General features: G+C 65.8%; 21 protein-coding genes and 1 pseudogene. 8 read left to right on the top strand and 14 right to left on the bottom strand.

All coding sequences use genetic code 11. The features are described 5' to 3' along the window. Nucleotides 1-238: 238 nt before the first annotated feature. A pseudogene (locus A5691_RS03570) lies at nucleotides 239-844 on the bottom strand (esterase-like activity of phytase family protein); the annotation flags it as partial. A gap of 228 nt (nucleotides 845-1,072) precedes the next feature. Between A5691_RS03570 and A5691_RS03565 the strand changes: the two are divergent. Then, nucleotides 1,073-3,025: an acyl-CoA dehydrogenase gene (locus A5691_RS03565; protein ID WP_068266419.1), complete on the top strand. Its 1,953-nt coding sequence runs from the start codon at nucleotides 1,073-1,075 to the stop codon at nucleotides 3,023-3,025. 30 nt (nucleotides 3,026-3,055) lie between these two features. Here the strand turns inward: A5691_RS03565 and A5691_RS03560 are convergent, their stop codons facing one another. Then, the gene (locus A5691_RS03560) at nucleotides 3,056-3,523 is read right to left on the bottom strand and encodes an LppP/LprE family lipoprotein (protein ID WP_067748578.1); all 468 of its coding nucleotides are present in this window, start codon (nucleotides 3,521-3,523) and stop codon (nucleotides 3,056-3,058) included. 312 nt (nucleotides 3,524-3,835) lie between these two features. On the opposite strand from A5691_RS03560, the gene A5691_RS03555 reads away from it, so the two are divergent. From A5691_RS03555 to A5691_RS03540, 4 genes are all read left to right on the top strand, one after another. Further along, nucleotides 3,836-8,056, top strand: a complete 4,221-nt coding sequence (locus A5691_RS03555) for a bifunctional nitrate reductase/sulfite reductase flavoprotein subunit alpha (protein ID WP_068016801.1) — start codon at nucleotides 3,836-3,838, stop codon at nucleotides 8,054-8,056. Nucleotides 8,057-8,163: 107 nt separating this feature from the next. Further along, nucleotides 8,164-8,472: a hypothetical protein gene (locus A5691_RS03550; protein WP_156675611.1), complete on the top strand. Its 309-nt coding sequence runs from the start codon at nucleotides 8,164-8,166 to the stop codon at nucleotides 8,470-8,472. Between the two features lie 280 nt (nucleotides 8,473-8,752). Continuing rightward, entirely contained in the window at nucleotides 8,753-10,099 is a 1,347-nt protein-coding gene (locus tag A5691_RS03545; protein WP_068016796.1) for a rhodanese-like domain-containing protein, read from the top strand. Between the two features lie 26 nt (nucleotides 10,100-10,125). Next, nucleotides 10,126-10,704: a rhodanese-like domain-containing protein gene (locus A5691_RS03540; protein ID WP_067748480.1), complete on the top strand. Its 579-nt coding sequence runs from the start codon at nucleotides 10,126-10,128 to the stop codon at nucleotides 10,702-10,704. A 16-nt stretch (nucleotides 10,705-10,720) separates the two neighbouring features. On the opposite strand, the gene A5691_RS27080 is transcribed toward A5691_RS03540, so the two are convergent. The 12 genes from A5691_RS27080 to A5691_RS03480 are packed head-to-tail and all read right to left on the bottom strand — an operon-like array spanning nucleotide 10,721 to nucleotide 23,261. Further along, nucleotides 10,721-12,439: a molybdopterin-dependent oxidoreductase gene (locus A5691_RS27080; protein WP_082950113.1), complete on the bottom strand. Its 1,719-nt coding sequence runs from the start codon at nucleotides 12,437-12,439 to the stop codon at nucleotides 10,721-10,723. A gap of 19 nt (nucleotides 12,440-12,458) precedes the next feature. After that, a complete protein-coding gene (locus A5691_RS03530) occupies nucleotides 12,459-12,950 on the bottom strand; it encodes a CAP domain-containing protein (protein WP_067748478.1) in 492 nt (163 codons plus the stop codon). Nucleotides 12,951-12,961: 11 nt separating this feature from the next. Further along, nucleotides 12,962-13,585 carry a hypothetical protein gene (locus A5691_RS03525; RefSeq protein WP_067748476.1) on the bottom strand — a complete coding sequence of 208 codons (624 nt, stop codon included), beginning with the start codon at nucleotides 13,583-13,585 and terminating at the stop codon, nucleotides 12,962-12,964. Next, a complete protein-coding gene (locus tag A5691_RS03520; RefSeq protein WP_156669890.1) occupies nucleotides 13,582-14,241 on the bottom strand; it encodes an Mce protein in 660 nt (219 codons plus the stop codon). The genes A5691_RS03525 and A5691_RS03520 overlap by 4 nt, the downstream gene beginning before the upstream one ends. Nucleotides 14,242-14,253: 12 nt before the next feature. Next, a complete protein-coding gene (locus tag A5691_RS03515) occupies nucleotides 14,254-15,732 on the bottom strand; it encodes an MCE family protein (protein WP_067748474.1) in 1,479 nt (492 codons plus the stop codon). Then, the gene (locus A5691_RS03510) at nucleotides 15,733-16,857 is read right to left on the bottom strand and encodes an MCE family protein (RefSeq protein ID WP_067748472.1); all 1,125 of its coding nucleotides are present in this window, start codon (nucleotides 16,855-16,857) and stop codon (nucleotides 15,733-15,735) included. It lies immediately after the preceding gene. Further along, nucleotides 16,854-18,179 (bottom strand): MCE family protein, encoded by a 1,326-nt coding sequence (locus tag A5691_RS03505; RefSeq protein ID WP_067748470.1) that lies wholly within the window; start codon nucleotides 18,177-18,179, stop codon nucleotides 16,854-16,856. Before A5691_RS03505 ends, A5691_RS03510 begins: the two co-directional genes overlap by 4 nt. Continuing rightward, the gene (locus A5691_RS03500) at nucleotides 18,176-19,300 is read right to left on the bottom strand and encodes an MCE family protein (RefSeq protein WP_369807378.1); all 1,125 of its coding nucleotides are present in this window, start codon (nucleotides 19,298-19,300) and stop codon (nucleotides 18,176-18,178) included. The genes A5691_RS03505 and A5691_RS03500 overlap by 4 nt, the downstream gene beginning before the upstream one ends. Nucleotides 19,301-19,350: 50 nt before the next feature. Beyond that, on the bottom strand, nucleotides 19,351-20,364 hold the full coding sequence (locus A5691_RS03495) for an MCE family protein (RefSeq protein ID WP_067748466.1): 1,014 nt from the start codon (nucleotides 20,362-20,364) through the stop codon (nucleotides 19,351-19,353). An 11-nt stretch (nucleotides 20,365-20,375) separates the two neighbouring features. Beyond that, a complete protein-coding gene (locus A5691_RS03490; protein ID WP_067748464.1) occupies nucleotides 20,376-21,644 on the bottom strand; it encodes an MCE family protein in 1,269 nt (422 codons plus the stop codon). A 4-nt stretch (nucleotides 21,645-21,648) separates the two neighbouring features. Further along, nucleotides 21,649-22,497 (bottom strand): ABC transporter permease, encoded by an 849-nt coding sequence (locus tag A5691_RS03485; protein WP_067748462.1) that lies wholly within the window; start codon nucleotides 22,495-22,497, stop codon nucleotides 21,649-21,651. Then, nucleotides 22,494-23,261 (bottom strand): ABC transporter permease, encoded by a 768-nt coding sequence (locus A5691_RS03480; protein ID WP_067748460.1) that lies wholly within the window; start codon nucleotides 23,259-23,261, stop codon nucleotides 22,494-22,496. Before A5691_RS03480 ends, A5691_RS03485 begins: the two co-directional genes overlap by 4 nt. Nucleotides 23,262-23,869: 608 nt before the next feature. On the opposite strand from A5691_RS03480, the gene A5691_RS03475 reads away from it, so the two are divergent. The 3 genes from A5691_RS03475 (at nucleotide 23,870) to A5691_RS03470 (ending at nucleotide 26,103) form a co-directional block, all read left to right on the top strand. Beyond that, the gene (locus A5691_RS03475) at nucleotides 23,870-24,673 is read left to right on the top strand and encodes a Stf0 family sulfotransferase (RefSeq protein ID WP_067748458.1); all 804 of its coding nucleotides are present in this window, start codon (nucleotides 23,870-23,872) and stop codon (nucleotides 24,671-24,673) included. Between the two features lie 141 nt (nucleotides 24,674-24,814). Next, on the top strand, nucleotides 24,815-24,979 hold the full coding sequence (locus A5691_RS27815) for a hypothetical protein (RefSeq protein WP_156669889.1): 165 nt from the start codon (nucleotides 24,815-24,817) through the stop codon (nucleotides 24,977-24,979). Beyond that, nucleotides 24,973-26,103 (top strand): YeiH family protein, encoded by a 1,131-nt coding sequence (locus A5691_RS03470; RefSeq protein ID WP_068016794.1) that lies wholly within the window; start codon nucleotides 24,973-24,975, stop codon nucleotides 26,101-26,103. Before A5691_RS27815 ends, A5691_RS03470 begins: the two co-directional genes overlap by 7 nt. Nucleotides 26,104-26,112: the final 9 nt, after the last annotated feature.

The following is a 26,112-nucleotide window of genomic DNA, read 5'->3' as shown; positions in this document are numbered from 1 at the left end:
CGCGCTGTTCAACGCTTGCCTCGTTCAGCTGGTGAGCAAGTGGGGCCTGCAACAGATCTCCTGGTTCGTCCCCGCCCAACTCAACGGCGTCTCCGACCTGGTCGCGCTGTCGGACACGACGTTTCTGGTGATCGAACGGGCCGCCGCCACCCCGCCGACCGTGCGGATCTACCGGGACGGGCGGCTCCATCGGGTAGGCGTACTGGGCGGTCGGTACCCCGGTGGCGACGTCGAATTTGGTGATCCGGGTGAGCACACGGTGACCGTCGCCGCCGGTCGGGCCGTCGTTGTAACCGGGGTCCTCCATCGCGGCGTATAGCGTCCGGCCGTCGGGTGTCAGCGCCAGACCCTCCAAAGCCTTATCCCGGCGAGGGCCCACGTTCTGCGTGGACATCGCCAGATTGGCCGGCAGGGTGAACTCGCCGAGGTAGGCGCCGTCGAGCGCGGCGGTCCGGATCCAGGGGTCGAGCAACACCGGCCCGGAGGTGATCCGTTCGCCCTCGGAGGACCAGTACAGCCGCTGCCGGGCGGGGTCGAACGCGATGCCCTCGGGGTCCGGCGGGACGACCGGTGGCGTGACATCCAGGGTGAGCGGCCGGAAGGGCTGACCGGTACGGTCCAGCAGCGGATGGGTGCCGGTGAAGGTGACCCTGTCAATTCCCCTGTCCGACAGGGACAACTGCACGGTGTAGAACCGGGCCGGGTTCTTCTTCGAGCGGTCGTCGCTGATGACGTAATAGAGCTGACGGCCCGCGTCATAGCTCAGCGCCGACAAACCGCCGATGACCGTCCCGTCGAAGCTCGCATTGAACGGAACCTGCGCCTGACCGAGATAGGCCAACATCGGCCGCGGCGGGGCCGCCGGGGCGTGCGGGTGCGCCGGCGCGCAGCCGGCGAGCGCCAGGGCGAGCAACGCGCACGCCGCGCGGACCCGATGTGCCATACCGGAGAAGGTATCGCCGATCCGGTCGGCTGGGTGAAAACGGGGCACGGCCCGGCCCCGGATGTGTCGTCGGCGAAAACGGGTCGGGTTGTTATTCCCGCAGCGCGAACCGCAGGATACGGTCGGGTTATGGCGCCAGAGACCACCACCATTGCCGACCAGCTGCGCAACGCCCTCGACGGGCGTTGGCGCGACACGAGGAACCAGCTGCGGTCCACCATGAGCGAGGACCTCTTCCGGCCGCACTACACCCCGAACACCGTGATTGCGCGCACCAAGGTGGCCGAGCAGATGAGGATCATGGCCGCCTTCGGTGCCGCCGCCGACAACTTCCGCAAGGAGCACGGCGGCACCGGCGACATCGGTGCGGCGATCACGATGATCGAGATGCTCGCCATGTCGGATCTGTCGCTGATGGTGAAGGCCGGCGTCCAGTGGGGGTTGTTCGGCGGTGCCGTCGAAAATCTGGGCACCGAGCGCCACCACGAGGCGTACGTGAAGAAGATCATCAGCCTCGAATTGCGGGGCTGCTTTGCGATGACCGAGACCGGACACGGCAGCGACGTTCAGTCGTTGGAGACCACCGCGACCTACGACCCGGCCACGGAGGAATTCATCATCGACTCTCCGACGCCCACCGCCCGTAAGGACTACATCGGCGGGGCGGCCGAAACGGCCACCATGGCAGCGGTATTCGCCCAGCTGATCACGACGGAGGACGGCGAACCGGTCAACCACGGCGTGCACTGCGTGCTGGTGCCGATTCGCGACGCGGAGGGCAACGACCTGCCCGGCGTGACGACGTCGGACTGCGAGTACAAGGGCGGCCTCCCCGGCGTGGACAACGGTCGCATCGTGTTCGACCACGTCCGGGTCCCGCGGGTGAACCTGCTCAACAAATACGGCGACGTGGCGCCGGACGGCACCTACACCTCGCCGATCGAGAACACCAACCGCCGGTTCTTCACCATGCTGGGCACATTGGTGCGCGGACGGATCACGGTGGGCGGCAGCGCCGGCGCCGCCGCCCGCGTCGCGCTGGACATTGCCACGCGATATGCGTTGCAGCGCAAGCAGTTCAGCGCGCCCGATGACGAGTCCGAAGTGCTCATCATGGACTACCTGGTGCACCAGCGCCGGCTGTTCCCCTTGATTGCGAAGTCATACGCGTTGCAGTTCGCCCAGAACGAGCTGGTCAGCAAGTGTCACGACATCCAGACCGCGGACGCGGTGGACGCCGACGAGCAGCGCGAGCTGGAGGCCCGCGCCGCCGGGCTGAAAGCGGCCAACACCTGGCACGCATCGCGGGCGATTCAGGAGGCGCGCGAGGCCTGCGGTGGCGCGGGTTACATGGCCGAGAACCGGTTGGTCGCGCTGCGCGGCGACACCGACGTCTTCACCACGTTCGAGGGCGACAACCACGTACTGACGCAGTTGGTGGCCAAGGAGCTGCTGACGGCCTACGCCGATGACATCCGCAGCATGAGCCCCGTCGAATGGGTGCGCTTCGCCGCCAACACCGTCGGCGAGCGCGTCGTCAAACGGACTGCGGCAGAGACGATTATCCAAACGATCGTGGATGCCCGGCAGGACAGCGAGGAAGAGGGCAGCCTCTTCAACCGCGGCACGCAGATCAAGATGTTCGAGGACCGCGAGGAATATCTGCTGGCGTCCGTGGCCCGTCGGCTGCAGGCAAAATCCAAGGAGATGTCGGAGTTCGACGCGTTCAACGCGGTACAGGACCACGTTTTACACGCGGCGTCCGCACACATCGACCGGGTGGTGCTCGAGGCGTTCGTCGCCGGCATCAATGCCTGCCCGCACGAGGAAACCCGCGAACTGCTCGGCATCCTCTGCGATCTGTACGCGCTTTCGGTCATCGAAGACGACAAGGCGTGGTACATCGAGCATCGGTACCTGTCCACCGAGCGGGCCAAGGCAGTTACCCGGGGCATCAACGATCGATGCCGCGCGCTGCGACCGCACGCGGAGACGCTCGTCGACGGTTTCGGAATCCCCGAGCAATTGCGCTACGCCGAGATGCTGCACCCGGAGAACCTCGCCGACGTCGCCGCGAACTGAGTCGCCGCTCCCTCATGTTGTGACACAACACTATTGATTCGGGATCGGGCCGAGCGCCTTCAGCCTGCCGTCCGGGCCGATCCCGAACTTCACCGTCCCGCTGCCGGTGGGACAGCACGGCTGATCGTTGCCCTTCAACCATTGGTATTGAACGGCAACGGTGTCATCGGCCGGCGGTAAGACGGTGATGTACGGCTTGGGATTCGGGGTGGCCGGGCCCAGCGGCGTGTTGTGGTCGAAGAAGAGCAGCTGCTGTCCGGTGGACTCGCTGGCGATGGTCGGAATGATCTGCACCCAATACAGACGGCACTTCTTGGCATGTCCCCGAGCGATTTCCACCCAGCTGCTACCGGGGATGGTGATCGGCACCGACGCGATGGCCCGCTGCACCGTCGCGGGCGCCGGCCCGTCGGAGTCCTTGCACGTCTCGGATGGGGTTGGCGGCGAACTGGCTTGGTGCCCGCCGCAACCGGAGGCCAGCAGGATCAACAGGATCACAATCAGCTGACGCACTCGGTGAGCTTAGCGAAGGCTGTGAATGTCCCGTTTGTTTGGTCCGAGACCCCGTTCTGATAGCTCAGGCATCGGGCCCCGCGGGTAGCCTTGACCGGGGTCGGCGGGTCGATGATGACCCGTCTTGACCTGGGGTTATGCGGCATTCCCGAAAGTTCACGGACGCGCTTAGGCCGGTGAGAGGAAGCCGTAAAACGGGGGAAACTCCCGATACCCGGTGCCGAAACATCCTCGTCGCACCATTCACGTAAGCCCATTGTGCTCAATGGAGGGAAGGTAGGCGTGGCCACCGAGTCCATGGCGTCCGACAAAGATGCCGTGAACACCGTGTGCGCATACTGCGGCGTGGGCTGCGGAATGGTGTTGCAGGTCACAACCGACCCCGAGAGCGGCCGGCGCCACATCTGGAAGTCTATTGGAAACAAACAACATCCGGCCAACTTCGGCCGGTTGTGCACCAAGGGCGCCACCACGTCCGACTTGCTCGGGGCGCCTGGACGAATCGAATCGGCGCATCTGCGCGCCGACCGTGGCGAGCCACTCGAGCCCGTCGACATCGAGCGGGCAATTGCCCAGTCCGCGCACCGTTTAAGCGCGATCATCGACGCGCACGGCCCGGATTCCTTTGCCATGTATGTGTCGGGCCAGATGTCCATCGAGGCGCAGTACCTGGCGAACAAACTGACCAAGGGCTTCATCGGCACCAACCAAATCGAGTCGAACTCGCGGCTGTGCATGGCCAGTGCCGGTGCCGGTTACAAACTCTCGCTGGGCGCCGACGGGCCGCCCGGCTCGTACCAAGACTTCGACCACGCCGACGTCTTCTTCGTAATCGGCGCGAACATGGCCGACTGCCATCCCATCCTCTTCTTGCGGATGATGGAGCGCGTCAAGGCAGGCGCCAGGCTGATCGTGGTCGATCCGCGGCGTACGGCGACCGCGGACAAGGCCGACCTGTTCCTCCAAATCGCCCCCGGTTCCGATCTCGCGCTGCTGAACGGGTTGCTGCACCTGATCGTCGAGAACGGGCACACCGATCCCGAATTCATCGCCGAGTTCACCGAGGGGTGGGAGGTGATGCCCAGCTTCCTGGAGCAGTACACCCCCGACGCGGTCAGCGACATCACCGGGATTCCCGAGGACGACATTCGCGCGGCGGCCCGCATGATCGGCGAAGCCAACAACTTCATGAGCTGCTGGACCATGGGCCTCAACCAGAGCACCCACGGCACCTGGAACACCAACGCCATCTGCAACCTGCACCTGGCCACCGGCGCGATCTGCAAACCCGGCAGCGGTCCCTTCTCCCTCACCGGGCAGCCCAACGCGATGGGCGGCCGCGAAATGGGTTACATGGGACCGGGATTGCCCGGACAGCGCTCGGTCCTGTCCGCGGTCGACCGCGCCTTCACCGAAGACCAGTGGGGCATCCCACGGGGAACGCTCCGCACGGACGTGGGCACCGGCACCATCGACATGTTCTCCCGGATGGCCCGCGGCGACATCAAGGCGTGCTGGATTGTCTGCACGAACCCCGTTGCCTCCGTGGCCAATCGGCGGACCGTGCTGGCCGGCCTGGAGCGCGCCGAGCTGGTCATCGCGCAGGACGCCTTCGGAGAAACGGAAACCAACGAATACGCCGACGTCCTCCTGCCGGCGGCCCTGTGGTCGGAAGCCGAGGGCGTGATGGTCAACTCCGAGCGCAACATGACGCTGTTCCAGCCGGCGGTCAGGGCGCCGGGAGATGCGATGCCCGACTGGCAGATCATCGCCCGGGTCGCTTGCGAGATGGGATTCTCGGACGCTTTCAGCTACAACTCGGCCGAGGAAGTCTTCGAAGAGATCAAACGGTTCTCGAATCCGAAGACCGGTTACGACCTGCGGGGGGTCAGCTACGAGCGGCTGCGCCGGGGCCCACTGCAGTGGCCGTGCGCACCCGGGGGCGCCGGCGACCGCAGCCCCATTCGCTACCTCAACGACGGTGTCAGTCAGGCCCGGCTGGTCCGCGAGGACGGCAGCACTCCCCGGCTGGCCTTCCCCACCGAGAACGGCCGCGCGGCGTTCTTCGCCCGCCCGCACCTGCCGCCCGAGGAAATGCCCGACGACGACTACCCGTTCCTGTTGAACACCGGTCGCTTGGCGCATCAGTGGCACACCTTGACCAAGACGGGCAAGGTCGCCAAGCTCAACAAGCTCAATCCCCGGCCTTTCGTCGAAATCCACCCCGACGACGCGGCACGGCTGCACGTCGCCGAGGGTGACGCGATCGAAATCGCTTCGCGCCGCGGTCGCGCCGTGCTGCCCGCCGCGATCAGCGACCGGGTGCGGCCCGGCAACTGCTTCGCACCGTTCCACTGGAACGACCTGTTCGGCGAATACCTCGCGATCAACGCGGTCACCAACGACGCGGTGGACCCGATCTCGAACCAGCCGGAATTCAAAGCCTGCGCCGTCGCATTGGCTAAAGTCGCCGTCCCGGTGGCGAATCGGGGCACTGAACCTCAGCCATCGGTGGATGCCGACGCACCAGCACCCGCGCCCACGGAGCTACCGAAAATCAGCGTGTCGCAGGTCGATGCCCTCGCCGCCTTGCTCGGTGTGGCAACAAGGCCCGTGCCGGAATTCGATGAGCTCGGCCGCTCCTATCTCGCCGGAATGCTGACCGCCCTTCGGTCGGATGCCGGTCGATGCGCGTCCGGCGTGCCAACGCTGCCCCTGAGCGCTCCCTTCGACTCGGGCACCCGGCTGTGGGTGGATGGCCTGCTGGCGGGCCTGTTCTCGCGCAACGACACGACGCGGGCAACGCCGGCCCCCACGGTCAAGCCACCGACCACCGAGCCGCCCGGAGCCAAACCCGCAGAACGCGCGCCCGTCGTCGTGCTCTGGGCATCGCAGACCGGCAACGCGGAGGAACTCGCCGCCGACATCGCGGCGCGGCTGGGCGAGAAACAGCTGCCCGTCGCGCTGCACAGCATGGACGACTTCCCGGTGAGCGAACTGCCGACGACGCGGCAGCTGCTGCTGGTCACCAGCACCACCGGCGACGGAGAGCCGCCCGACAACGGCGCCGGGCTCTGGCGAGCGTTGACGTCAGACGCCGCACCACGGTTCACCGCCACCCGCTACGCGGTGCTGGCGCTGGGCGACTCCAACTACGACGACTTCTGCGGTCATGGGCGCAAGCTCGATGAGCGGCTGGCCCAGCTCGGCGCGACGCGCATCATCGAGCGGGTCGACTGCGAACCCGACTACGACGACGCCGCGGCCAGGTGGCTTGACGGTGTCATCGATGCGCTGTCCCGCACGCCCGCACCGGTGGGCCACGACGGGGTTGCGCCGGCCGTGGCCACCTCGACGGTCGCCGCGCCGCCCCGACCGGCCGACGGGTCCAGAACGGCCGGGTACACCAAGAAGCATCCGCTGATCACCGACATGGCCCAGAACATCAAGCTGGGCCGGCCGGAATCGGCAAAGGACGTGCGGCAGTTGGTGTTTCGAGTGCCCGAGGGCACGATCAGCTACGAGGCCGGCGATGCGCTCGGGGTGTGGCCGCGCAACAGCGACCAGCTAGTCGATGAATGGCTGACCGTCACGGGCCTGGACGGGCAGACCCCGGTCGAGGTCGGCGAGCACGGTCTGATGTCGTTGCGCTCGGCGCTCACGGAGCGAATCGAGATCGCCCACATCAGCCGGGACCTGGTGCGGTTCGTGCAGGAGCGCACCGGCGACCGGAAACTCGCCGAGCTGCTGAAGCCGGAAAACAAAGCCGCGCTGACCGATTGGACGTGGGGTCGCCAGTCGATCGACCTGCTGGCGCAGCACCCGGTCTCCGCCTCGGCCCACGAGTGGCTGAGGGTGCTGAAACGCCTTCAGCCGCGCCTGTATTCGATCTCGTCGAGCCCGAAGGAATGCCCCCAAGAGGTCCACCTGACGGTCTCGCCGGTGCGCTACAACTTCCAGGGAGTCCCGCGGCGCGGAGTCTGTTCGACCTACCTTGCCGACCGCTCCCCCGGCGATCGCGTCGCCGTCTATCTGCAGCCATCGAGCAATTTCCGGCCCCCCGGCGACCCGGATACGCCGATGATCATGATCGGTCCGGGCACCGGCATCGCGCCGTTCCGCGGGTTCCTGCAGGAACGACGCGCGCTCGGGCACACCGGTCCCAATTGGCTGTTCTTCGGCGAGCAGCACGCCGCCACCGACTACTACTACCGCGACGAGATCGAGCAGATGCACGCCGACGGGTTGCTCACCGAGCTGGACCTGGCGTTCTCGAGGGACCAGCGCGACAAGATCTACGTGCAGCACCTGATGCGCAGCCGTGGGGCGGAGCTGTGGCGCTGGCTGCAGGACGGGGCGCAACTCTACGTCTGCGGGACCGCGGACCCGATGGCCAAGGACGTCGACCGCGCGCTGTGCGAGGTCGCCGCCGAACACGGCAGCCTCGACCCCGACGCGGCAAAGGAGTACGTCAGGTCGTTGAGCGCCGGCAAGCGCTACCACCGCGACGTCTACTAGGCGCCGCGCCTCCACCCGACTCGTAATACGACGGAAACGTCACGCACCTGCCACTGAAACAACCTCGCTGCACCATTCACTCATTGGTCGCGCCGAGGAGGGACGTAGTGGCTCTGGATTTTGACGGGCCCCTCGAGGACACCGTGCGGGCCGTGTGCCCGCTGCAGTGCCGGCTGCGGCGCGCGGCCGGCGACGACCAACCCGGCGACCAGGTCGACTGGGCGGGGCTACCGATCAATCTGGACTTCGCGTTCTCGCCCCAGCAGCGCGACAAGGTGTACAAACAGCACCTGATGCGCAAGCGCGGCACACAGCTTCGGCGGCCACAGGACCGGGGCCAACGGTGCGCTTGCGACTTTGCGCCCGACGGCCGACGCGTCTACCCGGGCGACGCCGACTCGATGTCCAGTCGCTAGCCATCCCGCTGCTCTCGTCCGATCGGGCGGAGAAGAAATCACCGGGGTTCAAAGTGGCGTCGGCCTGCGCACCCAACCAATTTGCGGGATCTAATCGCACCCGACGCGGTCGCAATGGCACCTTGAGCGTTGCCTGCGCGCTATCAACGCCCACACCAGGGGATCACGATTGTCAACCGCCCCCGCAGCACGCGACGGAACCCCAGCGCCGTCCGGTTTGCTGGCCGCTAGCTTTTGAGGGGTCGGTCGTGAGCAAATCGAACAGCTTGGAACAACGATGGTGGACGTCTCGGTTATCGAAACCTCGGGATTGGGCGACCGCAGTTACCTGGTGAGCGACGGCGAGGTCGCGGTCGTCATCGACCCGCAGCGTGACATCGACCGTGTGCTGGAGTTGGCCGCAGCCCTGCGCATCACCCACGTGCTCGAGACTCATATTCACAACGACTACGTGACCGGCGGCCTGGCGCTCGCCCGAGCCACCGGCGCGGAATACCTTCTTCCCGCCGGGGAAGACGTTGAGTTCCCGCACCGGCCCGTCGGCGACGGCGACCGGATCGACACGGGCGGGCTCCACCTCGAAGCGCTGTCCACGCCCGGGCACACGCACCACCACGTCAGCTACGTGCTCCGCGACGGAGGTGGCCAGACGGTCGGGGTGTTCACCGGCGGATCGATGCTGTTCGGCAGCACCGGAAGGACCGACCTGGCAGGCGAAGAGCACGCCGCCGAATTGTCCCGGCTGCAGTATCGCTCGGTTCGTCGGCTCGCGGACGAGTTGCCCGCGAGCACACCCGTCTATCCCACGCACGGATTCGGCAGCTTCTGTTCGGCCGCCCCCACCGACAGCGACGAGTCGACGATCGGCGACGAACGCCAGACCAATCCGGCACTCACCCAGGACGAACAGGATTACGTCGAACAACTGCTGGCCGAGCTTTCCGCATACCCCGCCTACTACGCGCACATGGGCGTGATCAACAGGAAGGGGCCAGAAGCACCGGACCTCTCCCCCGTCGCGCCCGTGCGCCCGGAGGAGCTTCGAGCGCGAATCGACGCCGGCGAATGGGTCGTCGACTTGCGCAACCGGACCGCGTTCGCGGCAGGACATTTGGCCGGCACATATGGCTTCGAGTTCTCCGGCTCGTTCGTCAATTATGTTGGCTGGCTTTACGCGTGGGGCGCGCCACTAACCCTGATCGGAGAAGATGCCGACCAGGTCGCCGAGGCCCAGCGCGAGCTCGCCCGCATCGGCGTCGACCGGCTGACCGGCAGCGCCACCGGCAACATCCGCGAGCTCACTGCCGGATCTGAGCTGCGGAGCTATCGGGTCGCGAGCTTCGAGGATGTCGTCGAGGCGCTCGACGATGCGCGTGTCCTGGTCCTTGATGTCCGCCAAGCCGGCGAGTTCGACGGCGGCCACGTGCGCGACGCGGTCAACGTGGCGTTGCACGAACTGCCCCAACGACTTGGCGAGCTTCCCGAGGACCGCGAATTATGGATCCATTGCGCCAGCGGCTACCGCGCATCGATCGCCGCCGCACTGCTCGACCGTCAAGGTCGGGACGTCGTACTCATCGATGACGAGTACGACAACGCCGAAAAGCTCGGGATAACAACCCCCTAACTCACCAATCTGCACCGGGAGCAATCATGAACACACCGACCACCGACCCGATAACCTCGATCGAGCTGCGCAGGCTGATCGAATCACCCAAAGCTCCATGGGTCGTCGACGTCCGGACCCCCGCCGAGTTCGAGACCGCGCACATCGCCGGGTCCCTCAACGTTCCCCTCGACGTACTGGATCAGCACGGCGAGGAAATCGCTCGGCGGCTCGGGCAAGAAGACGACGTCGTGCTGGTGTGCCGTTCCGGGCAACGCTCGACCCAGGCGCAGACGCTGTTGCGCAACGCCGGATTGACCAGCGGGCGGGTCCTCGAAAAGGGGATCACCGATTGGGAGGGCCAAGGTTTCGAGGTGAACCGCGGCGCACAGCGGTGGGAACTCGAGCGACAGGTCCGACTCGTCGCCGGATCGGTGGTCCTGACGTCCGTTCTGGGCAGCGTCGCGGTGCCGCGGCTGAAGTGGGTGGCCGCCCTGATCGGGGGTGGACTGACCTACGCCGCGCTGTCCAACACCTGCGCCATGGCCACCGCGCTGTCCAAACTGCCCTACAACCGCGGTGCGACCTCCGACGTCAACAAGGTCTTGTCGGAACTGTCGGGCTGATCTCGACCCGCGTGTTTCATCGCACCTCGATGGAGATCGTCTGAATCGCGTTGCCGCCGTAGCCAAACCGATTCCATTCGGGTCGTTCGGGTTGCGTGTTGCCCGCCGCGTCGGTCGCCCGTGCCCGCACCGTCGTGGACCCGCGAAGATCACAGCGCGCGAACAACTCCCACCACTGCCAGCTGTGTCGGCGGGGTTCGCCGATCAGACGGGCCGGCTGCCAGGAGTCCTCGCCAACGCAGACGTCGACGCGGTCGATGATCGCCGCCCCCGACCAGGCGACTCCTCGCACGACGATTTCCCCGGCGGCTACAGAGGCACCGTCGAGGGGCTGGGCGATCAGGGCGCGGACCCGCTGCAGGCGAACCTGCTCCCGCACGACATCGCCGTCGCGCTCCCATTCGTAGTGATACCGGTTGGTTTGAAAGAAGCCCTCGAATGGGCGGTCCACCACGGCGATCTCGGTCAGCCATTTGACCGATGCGACGGAATACCAGCCCGGCACGATCAACCGGACGGGACGACCGTGCTGCAGTGGGAGCGGTTCGCCGTTCATCGCATATGCGACGAGCGCACCGGCGTCGCGGGCATCCCGAACCGATAGGGCGCGCTCGAAACGCACCGGCCCGCTCGCGCCGTCGACCGGACCCGAGTCGGCGCCGCGGAACACGACATCGTGGGCGCCAGCGGACAGTCCCGCCCGGTCCAAAATGTCGACCAGCCGGACGCCGGTCCATTCGGCAGTGCTCGCCGCCCCGAGATCCCATTGCTCGCCGTCGACCGGCGGGTCGAAGTGAAGCCGTCCGTTGCCGGCGCATTCCAGCGTGGTGACCAGCGACTGTTTCGGCAGCTGGTATAGGTCGTCCAGGGAAAGGCAGAGGCGCCGCTCAACCAAACCGGTGACCGCGAGTTGATACAGCTGCGGATCGAGCACCGGGGTTGGGAAATGATTGCGAACGTAGAAGTGGGCGGAGGGCGTCACGACGCCCCCGATCAGTTGCTGAAGCGAGGTCTCGCAGTTGAGGGGATCCTCCCTTTGGACAACCAGCCCGGTGTCGCCGCCGTGACTCACGATCGGCAACCCGGCGGCGGCCCACGCGCACATGCCACCCGCCAGGTTGACCGCGTCGAAACCGGAGCGGCGCAACAACGCTGTCACCGCCGCCGACCGTCCCCCCGAGCGGCACACCACGACAATGCGGCGGTCACGAGGCAGTTCATCCTCTCGAGTGCGCACGCGCCCGACCGGGAGAAGCATCGCAGCCGGCGCGTGCTCGGTACACCATTCGTCCTGCTCCCGCACATCGAGCAGCAGTGCGCCCGCGTCGACCAACGCTTTGGCCGCCCGCGGGCCGACCTGCGGTGTGTCCGAAACGATCTCATCGCCGATGGCGATCGGGAACCCGGCAGCCTGCCAGGCTTCAAAGCCACCGACCAGGTCCGCAACGTCGTCGAACCCCGAAGCCCGAAGCCCGCTAACGGCCACCATGGAGCGCCGGCCGCTGGCGCAGTAGACCACCACGGGCGCCGTGGGATCCAAGTCCGAAAGCGAGTTCGTCAGGTTCTGCAGCGGAATCTCCCGCGCGCCGGGGATGATGCCCTGCATCGTCTCGTCGGAGTCGCGAACATCCAGCAGTTGCAATTGCGGGTCCAGGCCGCGCAATTCGGCCAGCTGGCCGATGGTCAAGCGTGGCGAAGTCTCGACCAACTCCGTGCCCGGCGGTTCGAAGATCATCAGGAATCTTTTAGACCTGTCATCGATTGCGCGGGCCCGGTTGCCCGTACATCGCGACCACCACGGTGCGGTCCATGCTGTTCACGGACCACACCCCCATGGAGCTGTTGGCGCAGTCGCGGATGATCGCCATGTCGTCGGGGTTGTAATACCACTGGTTGACCAGCTCCAGGCTGCTGATGGCGATGGCCGGGTTGATCGCGATCGTTTCGGACGCTTTGCCACGGAACCCGGCGGCGTTGGCCCGGTCCTGCGGCGTCGACCCGTCGGATCCGATGTCGTCATTGATGTTTCGGTTGTTCATCATGTCGTCAGCGTGCCACTGGGCGGCCAGCGTCAGCGCGTTGTCCCTGATGACGTCGTTGGTGCAGCCCGCCTGGTGTTGCAAGGTGTAGACCGCGGAGACGACGGCGCTGTTGAGCCGCTTGTTGTCGGCATGCGCGCTTGCGGGCGCCAGCAGCGCCGCCGCGGCGAGAAGCACGGCCGCGGGTAGCGCGCGTAACCATCTCATGGCCGTTCCCCTCACACCGGGTCGAAGTGCGAAACCAACCATCGGCCGTTGACCTTCTCCAATGCCACGCGGATGACCGGCTGCGTGTCGGTGGGAGCGCCCTCCCCGATGGTGACGGTCTGATTCACATACAGCAGGACCACGGCGTGGTTCGCCGTCACCGAAACGGGCGCCGCGGCGCTGACTTTGGCGACCGCGGTGATGTGCTTTTCCTTGGCGCCCGGAATGACCACCTGGCGGGTCAGTTCCGTGTAGGCGTCCTTGAAATCGCCGGTCAGCCGCTCGCGGGCGGCGGCCAGATCCTTCTCCACCGAATCGGCCTTATACGAAAGCAGGGCGACGGCGTCTTCGCTCGCGGCCCGCACCGATTCCGCTCGCACTCGCGCGAGGTCATCGGACGAGGCCACCACCCACTTGAGGTAGCCCGCGCCGAGCGCCAGCAGCAACGCCAAGGCGGGTAGCACCGCGTACGCGACAACGCGGGACCATGCGATCGGCGCCCTTGCCCGCGTGCTGCCGGTCTCGCCGTCGGAGCCCTCCTCGATGTCGACTGCATCGGAGTCCTCCGGCGTCTTCGCGTCGTCGGCGTCGACCAGTTCCTCATCGTGCGTGGGGGTTTCACTCAACGTCGTCATGGCACGAACACCACGTTCGACACTTTGGCATCGTCACCGACCGTCCGGACCTCGATCCGCATGCGCCACTCTCGTGGCGCCTCCTCACCGGCGGCGGTCCGCGACTTCACCGCGACCGCCACCAGCACCTGCGCGGCGTCGCCGCGCTGCGACTCCAGGCCGGCATCGGTCACGGTGCCTTCCGATTTCGATTGCGCCGCCTTGACGACCTCGATGAACGGCTTGGCTCGCTGCTCGAAGTCCTCACGGAAGGCTCCGGTGGCCAGATCGATGATGCGCTGCACGTCGGCATCGACCTCCGTGTAGTTGATGGTGGTGAGGTTCACCGCGCCCTGACGCGCCACCTGCACGAACAGATCGCGCTGTGCTTGTGCCTCGTGCTTCTGGTAGGCCCGGAAGCCAAGCCAACCGGTCAATCCCGCCAGCACAGCCACGACGAGGGCACCGGCCAACAACGCCTGCCCGGTGTGCGATAGCCGCGGGATAATCCGGTGCCGTAAGCGGGTCAGCCGGCCCCTCGACTCGGTTGTCTCCCCGGCGATCTCGTCAGCCTGATCGTCGACGTTTTCGCCGCCTGCTTCGTCGACGGCTGCCGCGGTGACGGCCAGCTCACTGTCGTCCGCGGCGGTCACCCGCTCATCGGTCTGTCTTGCCATCTTGCTCCTTACTTAGGCCGGCGGCACTAGAAGTGACTGCCAGTTCTTGGCACGCGGATGGGCCAGGTCGAATTCGGTGTAGCGGCGCCCGTCCGGGCCTATGTAGTCGCCGTTGGCCGGGTCGTACGTGGCGACGGCGAGCGGCGGCGGCGCAGGCGCCGGCTGCGCGGTGCCCCGCGGCGGTGGAAGCCGCGGGTCTTGTCCCGGCGGGTACATCGGTACGCCCTGCCCGGTGTAGGTGGCGTTCGGGTCGCCCTTCCAGTTGTAGCCGTCGTTGAGCGGCACGTATTCTTCGTCGCTTTCGCACAATTCGACCGTGGGCGCCCGTTTCCACGGCTTGCTCTCACACGGGATGTTGCGCACCCCGCGAACGTTGAACTCCGAATCCTGCGGCACGCGGCAGAACAGATCCGCGGCGGGCCGGTCGGGCGCGTCCACGTTGGCCGGCGACCGGCGCTGAGTCGGCGGCAGATATCCCGTCGTGCAGGGGGGTGGCAGATTGATGTTGAGGTTGAAGTCCAGCTGCGCACCCCGGTACTCCTGTTTGGTGTTCGAGCTGGGCACGACGATTGCGGCCATCGCCGCGATGCCCTGGGGGAACAGCACCAACAGTTGTTCGATGTCATGCCGGTAGACAACGGCGATGTCGCCCAGGCTGACCAGGTTCGCAAACAGCACCGGCAGCGCAGGCGACAGCCGATCGAGCAGCGCGCGACTTTCCTCCACCCCGTTGGTCCCCTGCGTCAACAGGTCCCGAAAGGCGGCGTCCTGCGCCTTGAACTGGGCGGTGATCGCCGCGGTTCGACTCGCCCACCGGGCAATCGAATCCGACGTTTGGATCTGAGAGTCGAGAACCGGAGGCGTCTGGTCGATCAACGCGGCAAGCGGCCCGACGGTCTGCCCCCCGGCAATGGCCAGGGCCGCCGACCCGTCGACGATCCTGGACAGCTCGGGCCCGAGACCACCGACCGCGCGATCCGTCTCGTCAACCACGGTGCGCAGGTTGTCGCGCGGAATCGCCTGCAGCGCACGGTTGGTCACGTCGAGCAGGTGTCCGATGTCGACGGGAACGTCGACTCGGCCTGCGGGAATGACATCACCTGCTCGCAGCGCCCGACCGTGATCGCCGTCCTTGCCGGGCTGGGGGGTGAGCTCGATGTATTGCTCGCCGACGGCCGAGCGGCTGTGCACCGACGCCTGGACGTCGGCGGGCACCTTGACGCCGGACCTGATCGCGAGCACCGCGCGAACCCCGGTCGCGGTCACATCGACCGACTTGACCTGACCGACGTCAGTGCCACGGTAGGTGACCACAGACGTCTGGTAGAGCCCGCCCGACTCGGGTAGGTCGACGGTGACGACGTACTCCCCGATCCCGAAAAGCGTTTCGGGCAGCTTCATGTAATTGAAAGCCATTGCGCCACAAGACAGGACCGTCACCAACGACAGGATCGCCAGCTGTATCCAGGTTCGACGATTCAGACGCAGCATTCAGTACCCCCCGAAGTGATATGGATAGGTCAGGGGGTTGCCCGCGGTAGCGGGGCTGGGCTGCATCCCGATCGTCCGTCCCCACAGCAGCTCGAGCTGGGTGAGGTTGCCCTCCCACCGTGAACCGGTGAAGAACCCGGTGTCGAGGCGGCTCAACGTGAGATCGACGATCAGGGTGAGGTTGGCGTAGTCACCGCGGAACCAATTCCTCGCCGTCGACGCCGGCCACGGGTAGGCCACCAAGCCATCCAGCCCTTTGGTCAGCGACGGTCCCGCATCGGCGAGCGACCGCAGCACCGGCGCGATATTACGCAGGTTGTTGACCAGAGAGTCTTTGCTCTGGCGCACGGTGTCGGCCGCGATGGCACTGAACTGGCCGAGCTGGTCGATCGCGTCGGCGATCTTGGTGCGCTCGTCGGCCAGCACCTTCAGCGCTTTCGGCACGGTCGTCAAAGCCTTGTCGACCACCGCGTCCTTGTCCGCGAACTGGCCGACCAGCGAGTTGAGATTCTCGGCTGCGGCGATGATGTCGTCGGTCTGGTCGTTGGTCCGTGCGATGAACTCGTCCAGTTGGTGCAGCAGGCTGCGCATCTCGTTCTCGCGTCCGGCGAATGCCTTGGCGATCGCCCGCGTGATCTCCTGCAGCTGACCGATTCCGCCGCCGTTGAGCAGGATTGAGACCGAAGCCAGGGTTTGTTCGGTGGTTGGGTACATGCTCGCGCGCGAGAGCGGGATGAGTGAACCGTCTTTCAGTTGCCCGACCGGCGGCTCGTCCTTGGGCGCCGCGAGCTCGATATGCATCGAGCCGAGCAGGCTGGTCTGTCCCAGCTTGGCCGTCGCGTTGGCGGGCAGGTGGACATCGCCGTTGATGCGCATGGTCACAAGCGCGTGCCAGTCCTGCAGCTCGATCTTGGTCACATTGCCGACGTTGACGTCGTCAACCCGAACGCGGGTGTTTTCCTGAATGGTGACGACATCGGGCATTTGGGCCTGAATCGTGTACGCACCGGGCCCGTTGCCGGAAGTCCCGGGAAGGGTGAACGAGTTCAGCCCCTTCCAACCACCACAGCTGGAAAGCGTTGTGGCGCAGACGAGGCACAGCACCGCCATCAGTGCCCGCTTCATGAGACCCCCGCCGGGAGCATCAGGTCCCGCAACACCTGCGTCGAGTTGACCGTGCCGCTCGGCGCCGGCGGCGGCGGCGCTTCCGCGGGTGCTGCTTCGGCGGCCGGCGGCGGCGGGGGTGTATCGGGCGGTGGTGCGGGAGGCGTATACCCGGGCCGGAGCCAGTCCTCGCTGTAGGTGATCTCACTCGGGCGGGCCTGGGTGCCGACGAACGGGTTGAGCCCCGCCGGAATGTAGTTGTACAGACGGTTTTTGATGATCGGGTTGATGTACTGCAAGCACAGTTTGGAGACCCGGTCGAGCCGGGCCCGGGACGCCGCCTCGATCGAGCTGCAGATCCACTGCGGGATGTCGGCGAAGTTGTTCAGCGCGATGATGCCGGTCATCGCGCTCTGCGCCGGCTGGTAGATGTTCAGGAAGTTCTGGAACACCGTCGGGGCGATGTGCAGGATCTGCTTGATGTCCATGCGGCTGTCGTTCAAGGCGGTGGTGACGGAAGCCAGCCGGTCGAACGTAACGCCCATGGCTTCCCGGTTTTCTGCCAGAAAGTCGCGCAAATCGGTCAGCGCGCCGTCGAGTCCCTTGACCGCGTTGGCGATTTCGTTGGGTGTGTTCGTCAGCAGCGTCGTGACGGTGGCCAGGTTTTGGTTGAACGAGGCCAGCAGGTCACTGCTGGACGACAGCGCCGAAACCAGCAGCTGCAGGTTGCGCACGGTGCTGAAGATGTCGTCGGCGTGATCGCCGAGTGCGGAGATCGCGGCGGACAGCTTGATCACGGTGTCGCGGGCGGTGTCGCCCTGGCCGCGCACGTTGTCGGCGGTGGAGTTGATGAACTCACCGAGGGAATTCACCCCGTCCGGGGAGGTGGGCTGCAACGCGTCGGTCAGTTTTTCCAGCTGCGTGCGAAAGTCATCCCATTCGACCGGGACGGCGGTGCGGCCGAGCGGGATCGACGCGCCGGGACTCAGTCTGGGGCCGCCCGAGTAGGCGGGGACGAGTTGGACGGCCCGTGGAGTCACCAGCGACGGGGACAGGATCGCCGCGCGGGCGTCGGCGGGGATGGCGTATTGCTTGTCGACGGAGAAGGTCACCTTGGAGCTACCGGGTTGCGGTTCGATCTTGTCGATCACCCCGACCGTGACCCCGAGGATGCGCACGTCGTCGCCGACGAACAAGCCGTTGGCTTCCGTGAAATACGCCGTGTAGGTGTTCCTTTCGACCTCCTTCCACAGCTTCGAGCCGACCAGGAACGAAGCCACGGCGAGGGTACCGACCAGGCTGACGGCGGTCAGTCGTTGCAGAGTGCGGCGGCTTATCTTCACTGTCCCCCCAGTTGGCCGTTCGCGGGCGGCTGCTCGGGCTCAGGCGGCGGGCCCGGCGCCGGACCCGGCGAGGGGGGCTGAGACCAGATCGGGTGCGGCACTTGCTCCGGCGGCACGGGCGGCGTCCCGGTCGGCGGGTCCACCGACTCCGACGGCAGCTTCTGCTCGGGGTCCAGGAACCGGTTGTACATGCGGGCGTCGATCGTCGGCCCGCTGATCTGGCCGGGGATCAGGTTCGCCACGTAGGCCTTGAAAAACGGTCCAGAGCCCAGGCATTCGCCGAACGACATCGCGTAGCGTTTGAACTTGGGCAGGCTCGCCTGAATGTCCTGTTTGCGATTGTCGAGGACCTCGAGCACGCCGTTGAGCTTGTCGAGAGCGGGCTTCAGCTGAGTCCTGTTGTCATCGACGAGGCCCGAAACCTGGTGTGACACCGCGGTGAGATTGTTCATCAGCGCGTCGATGGAGTCGCGTTCGTCCAACAGCGCGGCCAGCAGCGCATTCGAGTCCGCCACCAGAGCCGCGATCTGTTGGCTGCGTCGGCCCAGCACCGTCGAGACCTTGTTCGCGTTCCCCAGTAGGCTGCGCAATTGGGCGTCGCGGTTGTTCAGTGTCTCGGAGAACCGGGCCACGCCTTCCAGCGCCGGCCTGACCTCCGAAGGCGTTTCCCTGAAGGTGTCCGCCAAAGTGGTCAACGCAGAAGACAACTGAGCGGTGTCCAGCCCGCTGATCTCGGTCGTCAGGTCCCCGAGCGCATCCGGAAGGTCGTAGGGCGAATGGGTGCGTTCCAGCGGGATGGTGCCCGAGAGCTTCCCTTCTCCACGTGACGTGAGCTCGAGCATCTTGGCGCCGAGTATGGTTTCGGTCTTGATCGCGGCTTCCGTGCGATCGCCCAACGTGATGAAGTTACGGACGGTGAAGCTCACCCGGACCTTTGTGCCTTCTAATTTGATGCCGGTGACCCTTCCGACGCCCATGCCGGAAACCCGCACCGAGTTACCCGCCCGGATGCCGCCGGCCTCCGAGAAGTAGGCCGCGTAGTCGTTGGTGTTCTTGACAAATGGCAGCTTGTCGTAGTTGAAGGCCGCGATCGTCACGCACACCAAGATGAAGACACCCATCGCGCCGATCTTCCAAGGGCTTCGCCCGCCGGCTTTGGTTTTGGACTTGGTCATTGGGGCGTGCACCGCCCGCTCGGCTGGCCGAACAGCTTGATGAAGATCGGGTTGCCCCCCTTCCCGTTGACTTTCATCAGGACCTCGCAGAAGTAGAAGCCGAAGTAGTCGCCGTTGAGGCCTTGCCGGGCCAAAACCTGATAGATGTCGGGAAGTTGCTTGAGCAGGTTGTCGACGTAGTCGCGGTCGGAGAGCACCTGCGCGGACATGCGATCCGTCTCGTGCACGACGTCCTTGATGGGCTGGCGGGCCTGGACGAGCAGGTTGGCGACGGACCCGGCCGCCGCGTTGACGTAGGCGAGCCCGGTGGAGATCTCATCCTTGCGCTGAGCCAAGCCGTTGACGAACTGGGACAGCTTGTCCAGGCCGTCGGAGAACTCGCGGTCGCGGACGGCAAAGGTGTGCAGCACGGTGTTCAGGTTCGTGATCAGCTCGGTGATCAGCTCGCTGCGCCCGGCCAACGTCGAAGTGAGCATCGAGGTCTGGGCCAGCACCGAAGCGACGGTTCCGCCTTGCCCCTGAAAGATCCGGAGTAGTTGACCGGACAGGGCGTTGACCTGATCGGGGTCCAACGCCCGGAACAACGGCCGGAACCCGCCGATCAGCGCATCGATGTCCAGCGCCGGCGACGTCCGCGCCAACGGGATCGTCGCGCCCGGCGGCAGCCGGTGCGAGCCTGGCCCCTCTTCGAGCGCGAGGTAGCGATCGCCGATCAAGTTCTCATAGCGCACAGCGACTTTGGTCCCCTCGGTGAGGCGCACGCCTTTGTCCACCGAGAAGCCGATGGTGACGGTGCCGTCGCGCTGCAGGTGCAGGTCCCCGACCTTGCCGACCTCTACCCCCGCGATGCGGACGAAGTTGCCGGACTTCAGGCCGGAGATGTTCGTGAAGACCGCGTGGTAGCCGGTGCGGTCTTCGAACCGAAACTGGCCGAAGACGGCGACGAGCGTGAATGTGAACACCGCGCACACCGCGGTAAAGGCCACGATGCGCACGATGATGGCGGACATCTTTCGTCTTTTCACGGCGGCGGTTGTCCCCCACGGTAGAAGTAGCGCGGCGCTTCGGGCGGGTTCTTCGTGGTCGGGAACCAGTTCGCCCACCACGGGTTACCGGTGGCCATGTTGGTGCGGATTTCGTTCGGGGCGGCACCCCATCCGGTGTCGGTGACCAGCGCACGTACCGGGAAGTTGGCACTCGGGTCGGGCAGCGACCCGCAGCTGGGCTTGCCCCCCGGGCCGCCGGTGGCATTGGTTTTCGGTAGGTGCTTGGGGTACCGGTACGGATCGTCACCGAACAGCAGCCCGGCGTCCAAGATCACCGAATAGCCGTTGCCGCCCAACGCGTCTCGGCCCCCGTGGTCGACGTACCACTGCGCGCCCTGGAACAAGCAGGTGAAGGTCGGCGAGTATTTGTTCAGCAGTGCCGTGGTCGGATCGAGCAGGTTGATCGATCGGACGATGTTGGATTCGTTCCTGCCGATGACGTTGATGCCGGTCTGGCTCAGGCCAACCGCCGACAACAACAGCGTGTCCAGCGACCGCTGGTTTTCGGTCAGGGTGTTGCTGGTCGTCGCCGCCGAATCGAGAATCGACAAAATGTTCTGGGCGGCATCGGAGTAGATCGCCGTCGTCTTGCCGAACAGCCTCCAGTCCTTGTCGATGGTGTCCATGCGGGGGTTGACGGTCAGCAGCACGTCGTTCGCCCCGGTGATGGCCTGGCCGAGCCGCTCGCCCTTGCCGCGCAACGCTTCCGAGAAGGCCGACAAGATCGCGTTCAGCTTCGCCGGGTCGATCGCATGGACCACCGATTGGAGGTTTTCGAAGACGGTGTTGACTTCGACCGTCACGTTGCGCGAGTGCAGCACCGCGCCGGGCTTGAGCGGGGTCGCGCTGGGGTTTTCGGGCACGATCAGGTCGACATACTTCGATCCGAAGGCCGTGGTCGACTTGATCTCCGCCTCGAGGTTGCTCGGCAGATACTTGAACGGGCCGGGCTGCATCTTGAGTTGCAGCTGAGCGGCTTTCACGTCGGTGCCGATCGAGCCCACCTGGCCGACCTGCACGCCGCGGAGCTTGACCTTGGCGCCCTGCTCCATCACGAGTCCGGCCCGGTCCGACACCAGCGTCAGCGGGATCGTTTCCTGGAATTTGCCGGAGAACGCCCCCGCGGTCACCGCGATGATTGCCCCGATGAGGATGAACAGAGTCGGAGCCCACCAGATCGGGTCGATTCTGCTGCGGCGGACACGATTCCGTTGCCCGGGGCCGCTCTCCCTGTGATTGCTCATGCAGTCATCCCGACAGGTTGAAGTTGCCGGACTGCCCGTAGACGGACAACGAAATCGCCAGGCAGACAAACGCCGTGACGATCATCGATGACCGCACCGAACGCCCGACGGCCTCCCCCACCCCGGCGGGACCACCTGTCGCGGTGAAACCGTAGTACGTGTGCACAACCATCACGCCCGTCGCCATGGTCAGGGCCGCCAGAAACGACCAGAACAAGTCGGTGGGGCGCAGGAACGTGGAGAAGTAGTGCTCGTATACCCCGCGCGATTGGCCGTAGCTGTAAATCGTCAGGAACTTGGCCGCGATGAAGGACATCAGCACCGCGACGGCGTAGAGCGGAATGACGACCAGGATCCCGGCGATGATCCGCGTCGACGACAGATACGTGATGGCGCGGATGCCCATCACCTCCAGCGCGTCGATCTCCTCATTGATCCGCATGGCGCCCAGTTGCGCGGTCGCGCCGGCACCGATCGTGGCCGCCAGGGCCAGGCCGGCGGTGCACGGCGCGATCATCCGAACATTCAGGAAGGCCGACAGAAATCCGGTCAGCGCCTCGACTCCGACGTTGGACAGCGTGTCGTAGCCCTGGACGGCGACCAGGGCGCCGGTGGTCAGGGTGAGGAAGCCGATGATGCCTACGGTGCCGCCGATCACTGCCAAAGCTCCTGTGCCCATGCCCATCTCGGCGATCAGCCGAAGCAGCTCGCCCGGATAGCGGCGTACCGCGTCGGCGATGTTGGCCAGGGATTGGCCGTAAAACGCCGTCTGTTCACCGAGCTTGCGGGCGTAATCGGTGGCCCTGGGGCCAAGGCTGATGATCCACGACGGTTCCCGCGCTGCGTCGGTCATTTCGCGGTGACCTTCACGCCGAGCGCGGTGAGCACGATGTTGATGAAGAACAGCGCCATGAAGGAAAAGACGACGGTCTCGTTGACGGCGTTGCCAACACCGGTGGGACCGCCGCCCACCGAGAGGCCCTTGTAGCAGGCGATCAGGCCCGCCGACAACCCGAACAGCGTGGCCTTGATCAGCGAAGTCACTACCTGGGGAAGCCCCGTGACAAGGGTCATTCCCGCGACGAAAGCGCCGGGGGTGACGTGCTGAACGAAGACCACGAAAACGTAGCTCCCCGTCAACCCGGTGACCGCGACCACCGAGTAGAGCAGGACCGCGACGAACGTGGCGGCGATGATGCGCGGAACCACCAGTGCCTGAATCGGATCGACGCCGATCACTTTCATCGCGTCGATTTCCTCGCGGATGGTGCGCGCGCCCAGGTCAGCGCACATCGCGGTAGACCCGGCGCCGGAAACAACCATCGCCGTGACGACGGGCCCGACCTGCGTCACCGACGCCAGGCCCGCGCCGGCGCCGGACAGATCACCGGCCCCGATCTCGACCAGCAGGATGTTCAGGACGAAGACGATGAGGACCGTGTACGGGATCGACAGCATGATCGTCGGAAAGATCGACACCCGCGCGACGAACCAGATCTGCTCCAGCAATTCCCGCCACGCCCACGGCCCCCGCACCGCGGCGACCAACGCCTGGGCGCTGAGTAGGAAGAACTCGCCCAACGCATTCATGGGCTTCGCGATGGTGGAGCCGTTCACAAGGCTCGCTCCGCCCGACCGCCGTCCATGTGGCCCAATCCCGTGTTCCATTCTCGTAATGCAATTAATGCGCCGGCAATTAGCCAGCGCGAAAGCACCGGTTGTTGTTACACGCCGACCGCGATGTCCGTTTGCGCGCCTAGATCACGCGAGGAATTTACGGGCAAACCCAATACCGCGTCAGGGTTGGAATCAACACGAAGCAAAATTGGCCAGGGCGAGTAAGACTCGGCAGAGGACCCGTGCCGTCTGCATACGCGGCACACGAGAACAGCTAAAACCCCAGAATGACACCCGTTCGCTTGGCGACAGATGTCAGACCGCCGGGTGCCCGGCCGGCGGGGCGCGAAGCCGGGCGGGCCAGCATGCGGTGAATGTCACAAATTTCGCGGAACGCCTCGGCAGCGCAGACGCTAAATGGCCACTCGTCGCTTGACGAGTCTTCCGTTGCCAACAACCCAGTTGAGCGTCCACGGCCACCGTCCCGTTCGGCTATCGCCGCCAAGCGACACGGTTCGGATTATCGGTGTTCAAAACAAGGGTTGCGTTCAGGATGAGGCTAAAAGCACCGATAGCAACAGCATTTGCGCCCGGATACGCTTACTCGGGTGACCGATACCCCGTCCTCCTACCTGGTGTTGGCGTCCCAGCGGAGCGGCAGCACGCTGCTGGTCGAGTCGCTGCGCGCGACCGGCGTCGCCGGCGAGCCGCAAGAGTTCTTTCAATACCTGCCCGCCACCAGCCAGGCGCCCCAGCCGCGCGAGTGGTTCGCCGGCGTGGAGGACGAATCGATCCTGAGCCTGCTTGACCCACTCGACGCCGGGACACCGGACCTCGCGCCGCCCGAGATCTGGCGCGACTACATCCGCACGGTCGGGAGGACGCCGAACGGCATTTGGGGCGGCAAGCTGATGTGGAACCAGACGCCACTCTTGCTGAACCGTGCGAAGAATCTCCCGAATCGCAGCGGCGACGGTCTCCTGGCCGCCATCACCGACGTGGTGGGCGAAGAGCCGCTCTTCATCTACGTGCATCGGCCCGATGTGATTTCGCAGGCGGTGTCGTTCTGGCGAGCGGTGCAGACGCGGGTGTGGCGAGGCAGGCCGGACCCGGCTCGCGATGCGCGCGCCACCTATCACGCCGGCGCGATCGCGCACGTCGTCACCATGCTGCGCGCCCAAAACGAGGGCTGGCGGAATTGGTTCGCCGACGAAGGCGTCAACCCGATGGAGATCCCATACCCGGTGTTGTGGCGCAACCTGACTCAGGTCGTGGCCTCCATTCTGGAGGCGCTCGGCCTCGACCCGCGGCTGGCCCCCGAACCGGTATTGGAACGCCAGGCCGACCAGCGCTCCGATGAGTGGGTGGACCGCTACCGTGCGGACGCCGAGAAGCTCGGCCTGCCAACCTGACCGCGGCCCGAGATCACTGCCGGCGGCGCGCCCAAAATTCAGGGCGAGCTAATCACTTGGTCCGGGCCACCCGACACGCCACCATTCCGTCAGCGGCCGTGCGGCACCTAGGCCGCCAAAGGCGAACGAGGAGCGGTCATTGTGGGTGAAAGCGGTCCGAATGACGGACGCGAGGAAAAGACCGGGCAACGGACCGGCCGGCCCAGACGGGTTCGATCGGTATCGGTGGACTGGTGGGCGACCGCGGTGGCCGGCGTGATCGTCGCGCTGGCTGTGGCCAACGCGCTTCCGAAGATCCCATGGTGACCCGGATGAGCACCCTTCGCGCCGAGCCCGACGAGACGTCGGCCGAGGCCACTTTCACCAGCACCCGCCCGCTCGACTACGTGCCGGGCATCCTGCTCCTTATCGGGGTCGGGGTGCTGGGTAAGTATGCCCAGGTGTGGTGGAACGCGCTGGCCAAACATCACCACTGGACCGTGCCCGACATCGAATACGTGTTGTGGGCCATCGTGATCGGGCTGCTGATCACCAACACCATCGGCCTGCACCCCATCTTCCGGCCCGGCGTGCTCACCTACGAATTCTGGCTCAAGGTCGGAATTGTCGCGCTGGGTTCGCGCTTCGTACTCGGCGATATCGCCAAGCTCGGTGGCGCCAGCCTGGTGCAGATTCTGGTGGACATGACGATCGCCGGAACGATCATCATCGGCGCGGCGCGCGCGTTCGGGCTGTCGGGCAAGCTCGGCTCACTGCTGGCGATCGGAACGTCCATCTGCGGGGTCTCGGCCACCGTGGCGGCCAAGGGCGCGATTCGGGCCCGCAACTCCGATGTCAGCTACGCGATCGCGGCCATCCTGGCCTTGGGCGCGGTGTCGCTGTTCGTGCTGCCGCCGCTGGGCCACGCGATCGGGCTCAACGATCACGAATTCGGCCTGTGGGCAGGCCTTTCGGTGGACAACACCGCCGAGACCACGGCCACCGGTTACCTGTACTCCGACCATGCCGGCAAGATCGCGGTACTGGTGAAGTCGACCCGTAACGCGCTGATCGGATTCGTGGTCCTGGGCTTCGCCCTCTACTGGGCCGCTCGGGGCCAGGCCGACGAGGTCGCACCCGGCGCAAAGGCCAAGGCCGCGTTCGTCTGGGAGAAGTTCCCGAAGTTCGTGCTCGGCTTCCTGGTGGTCTCCGCGATCGCGACCGCGGGCTGGCTGACCAAGGGCCAGACCGCCAACCTCGCCAACGTGTCGAAATGGGCGTTCCTGCTGACCTTCGCCGGCGTGGGACTCAACACCGACATCCGTCAGATCGCACGCACCGGATGGCGACCGCTGGTGGTCGCGGTCATCGGCCTCACCGTTGTCGCCGCGGTCTCGCTGGGCATCGTGTTGCTGACATCGCGCGTGTTGGGTTGGTACACAGGCACTTAGCCGCATGCG

This window comes from Mycobacterium sp. E183 (assembly GCF_001667735.1).
In the GTDB taxonomy this organism is placed as follows: Bacteria; Actinomycetota; Actinomycetes; order Mycobacteriales; family Mycobacteriaceae; genus Mycobacterium.
The sequence above is the reverse complement of the archived record's forward strand: the minus strand, read 5'-3'. Positions and strand labels throughout refer to the sequence as shown.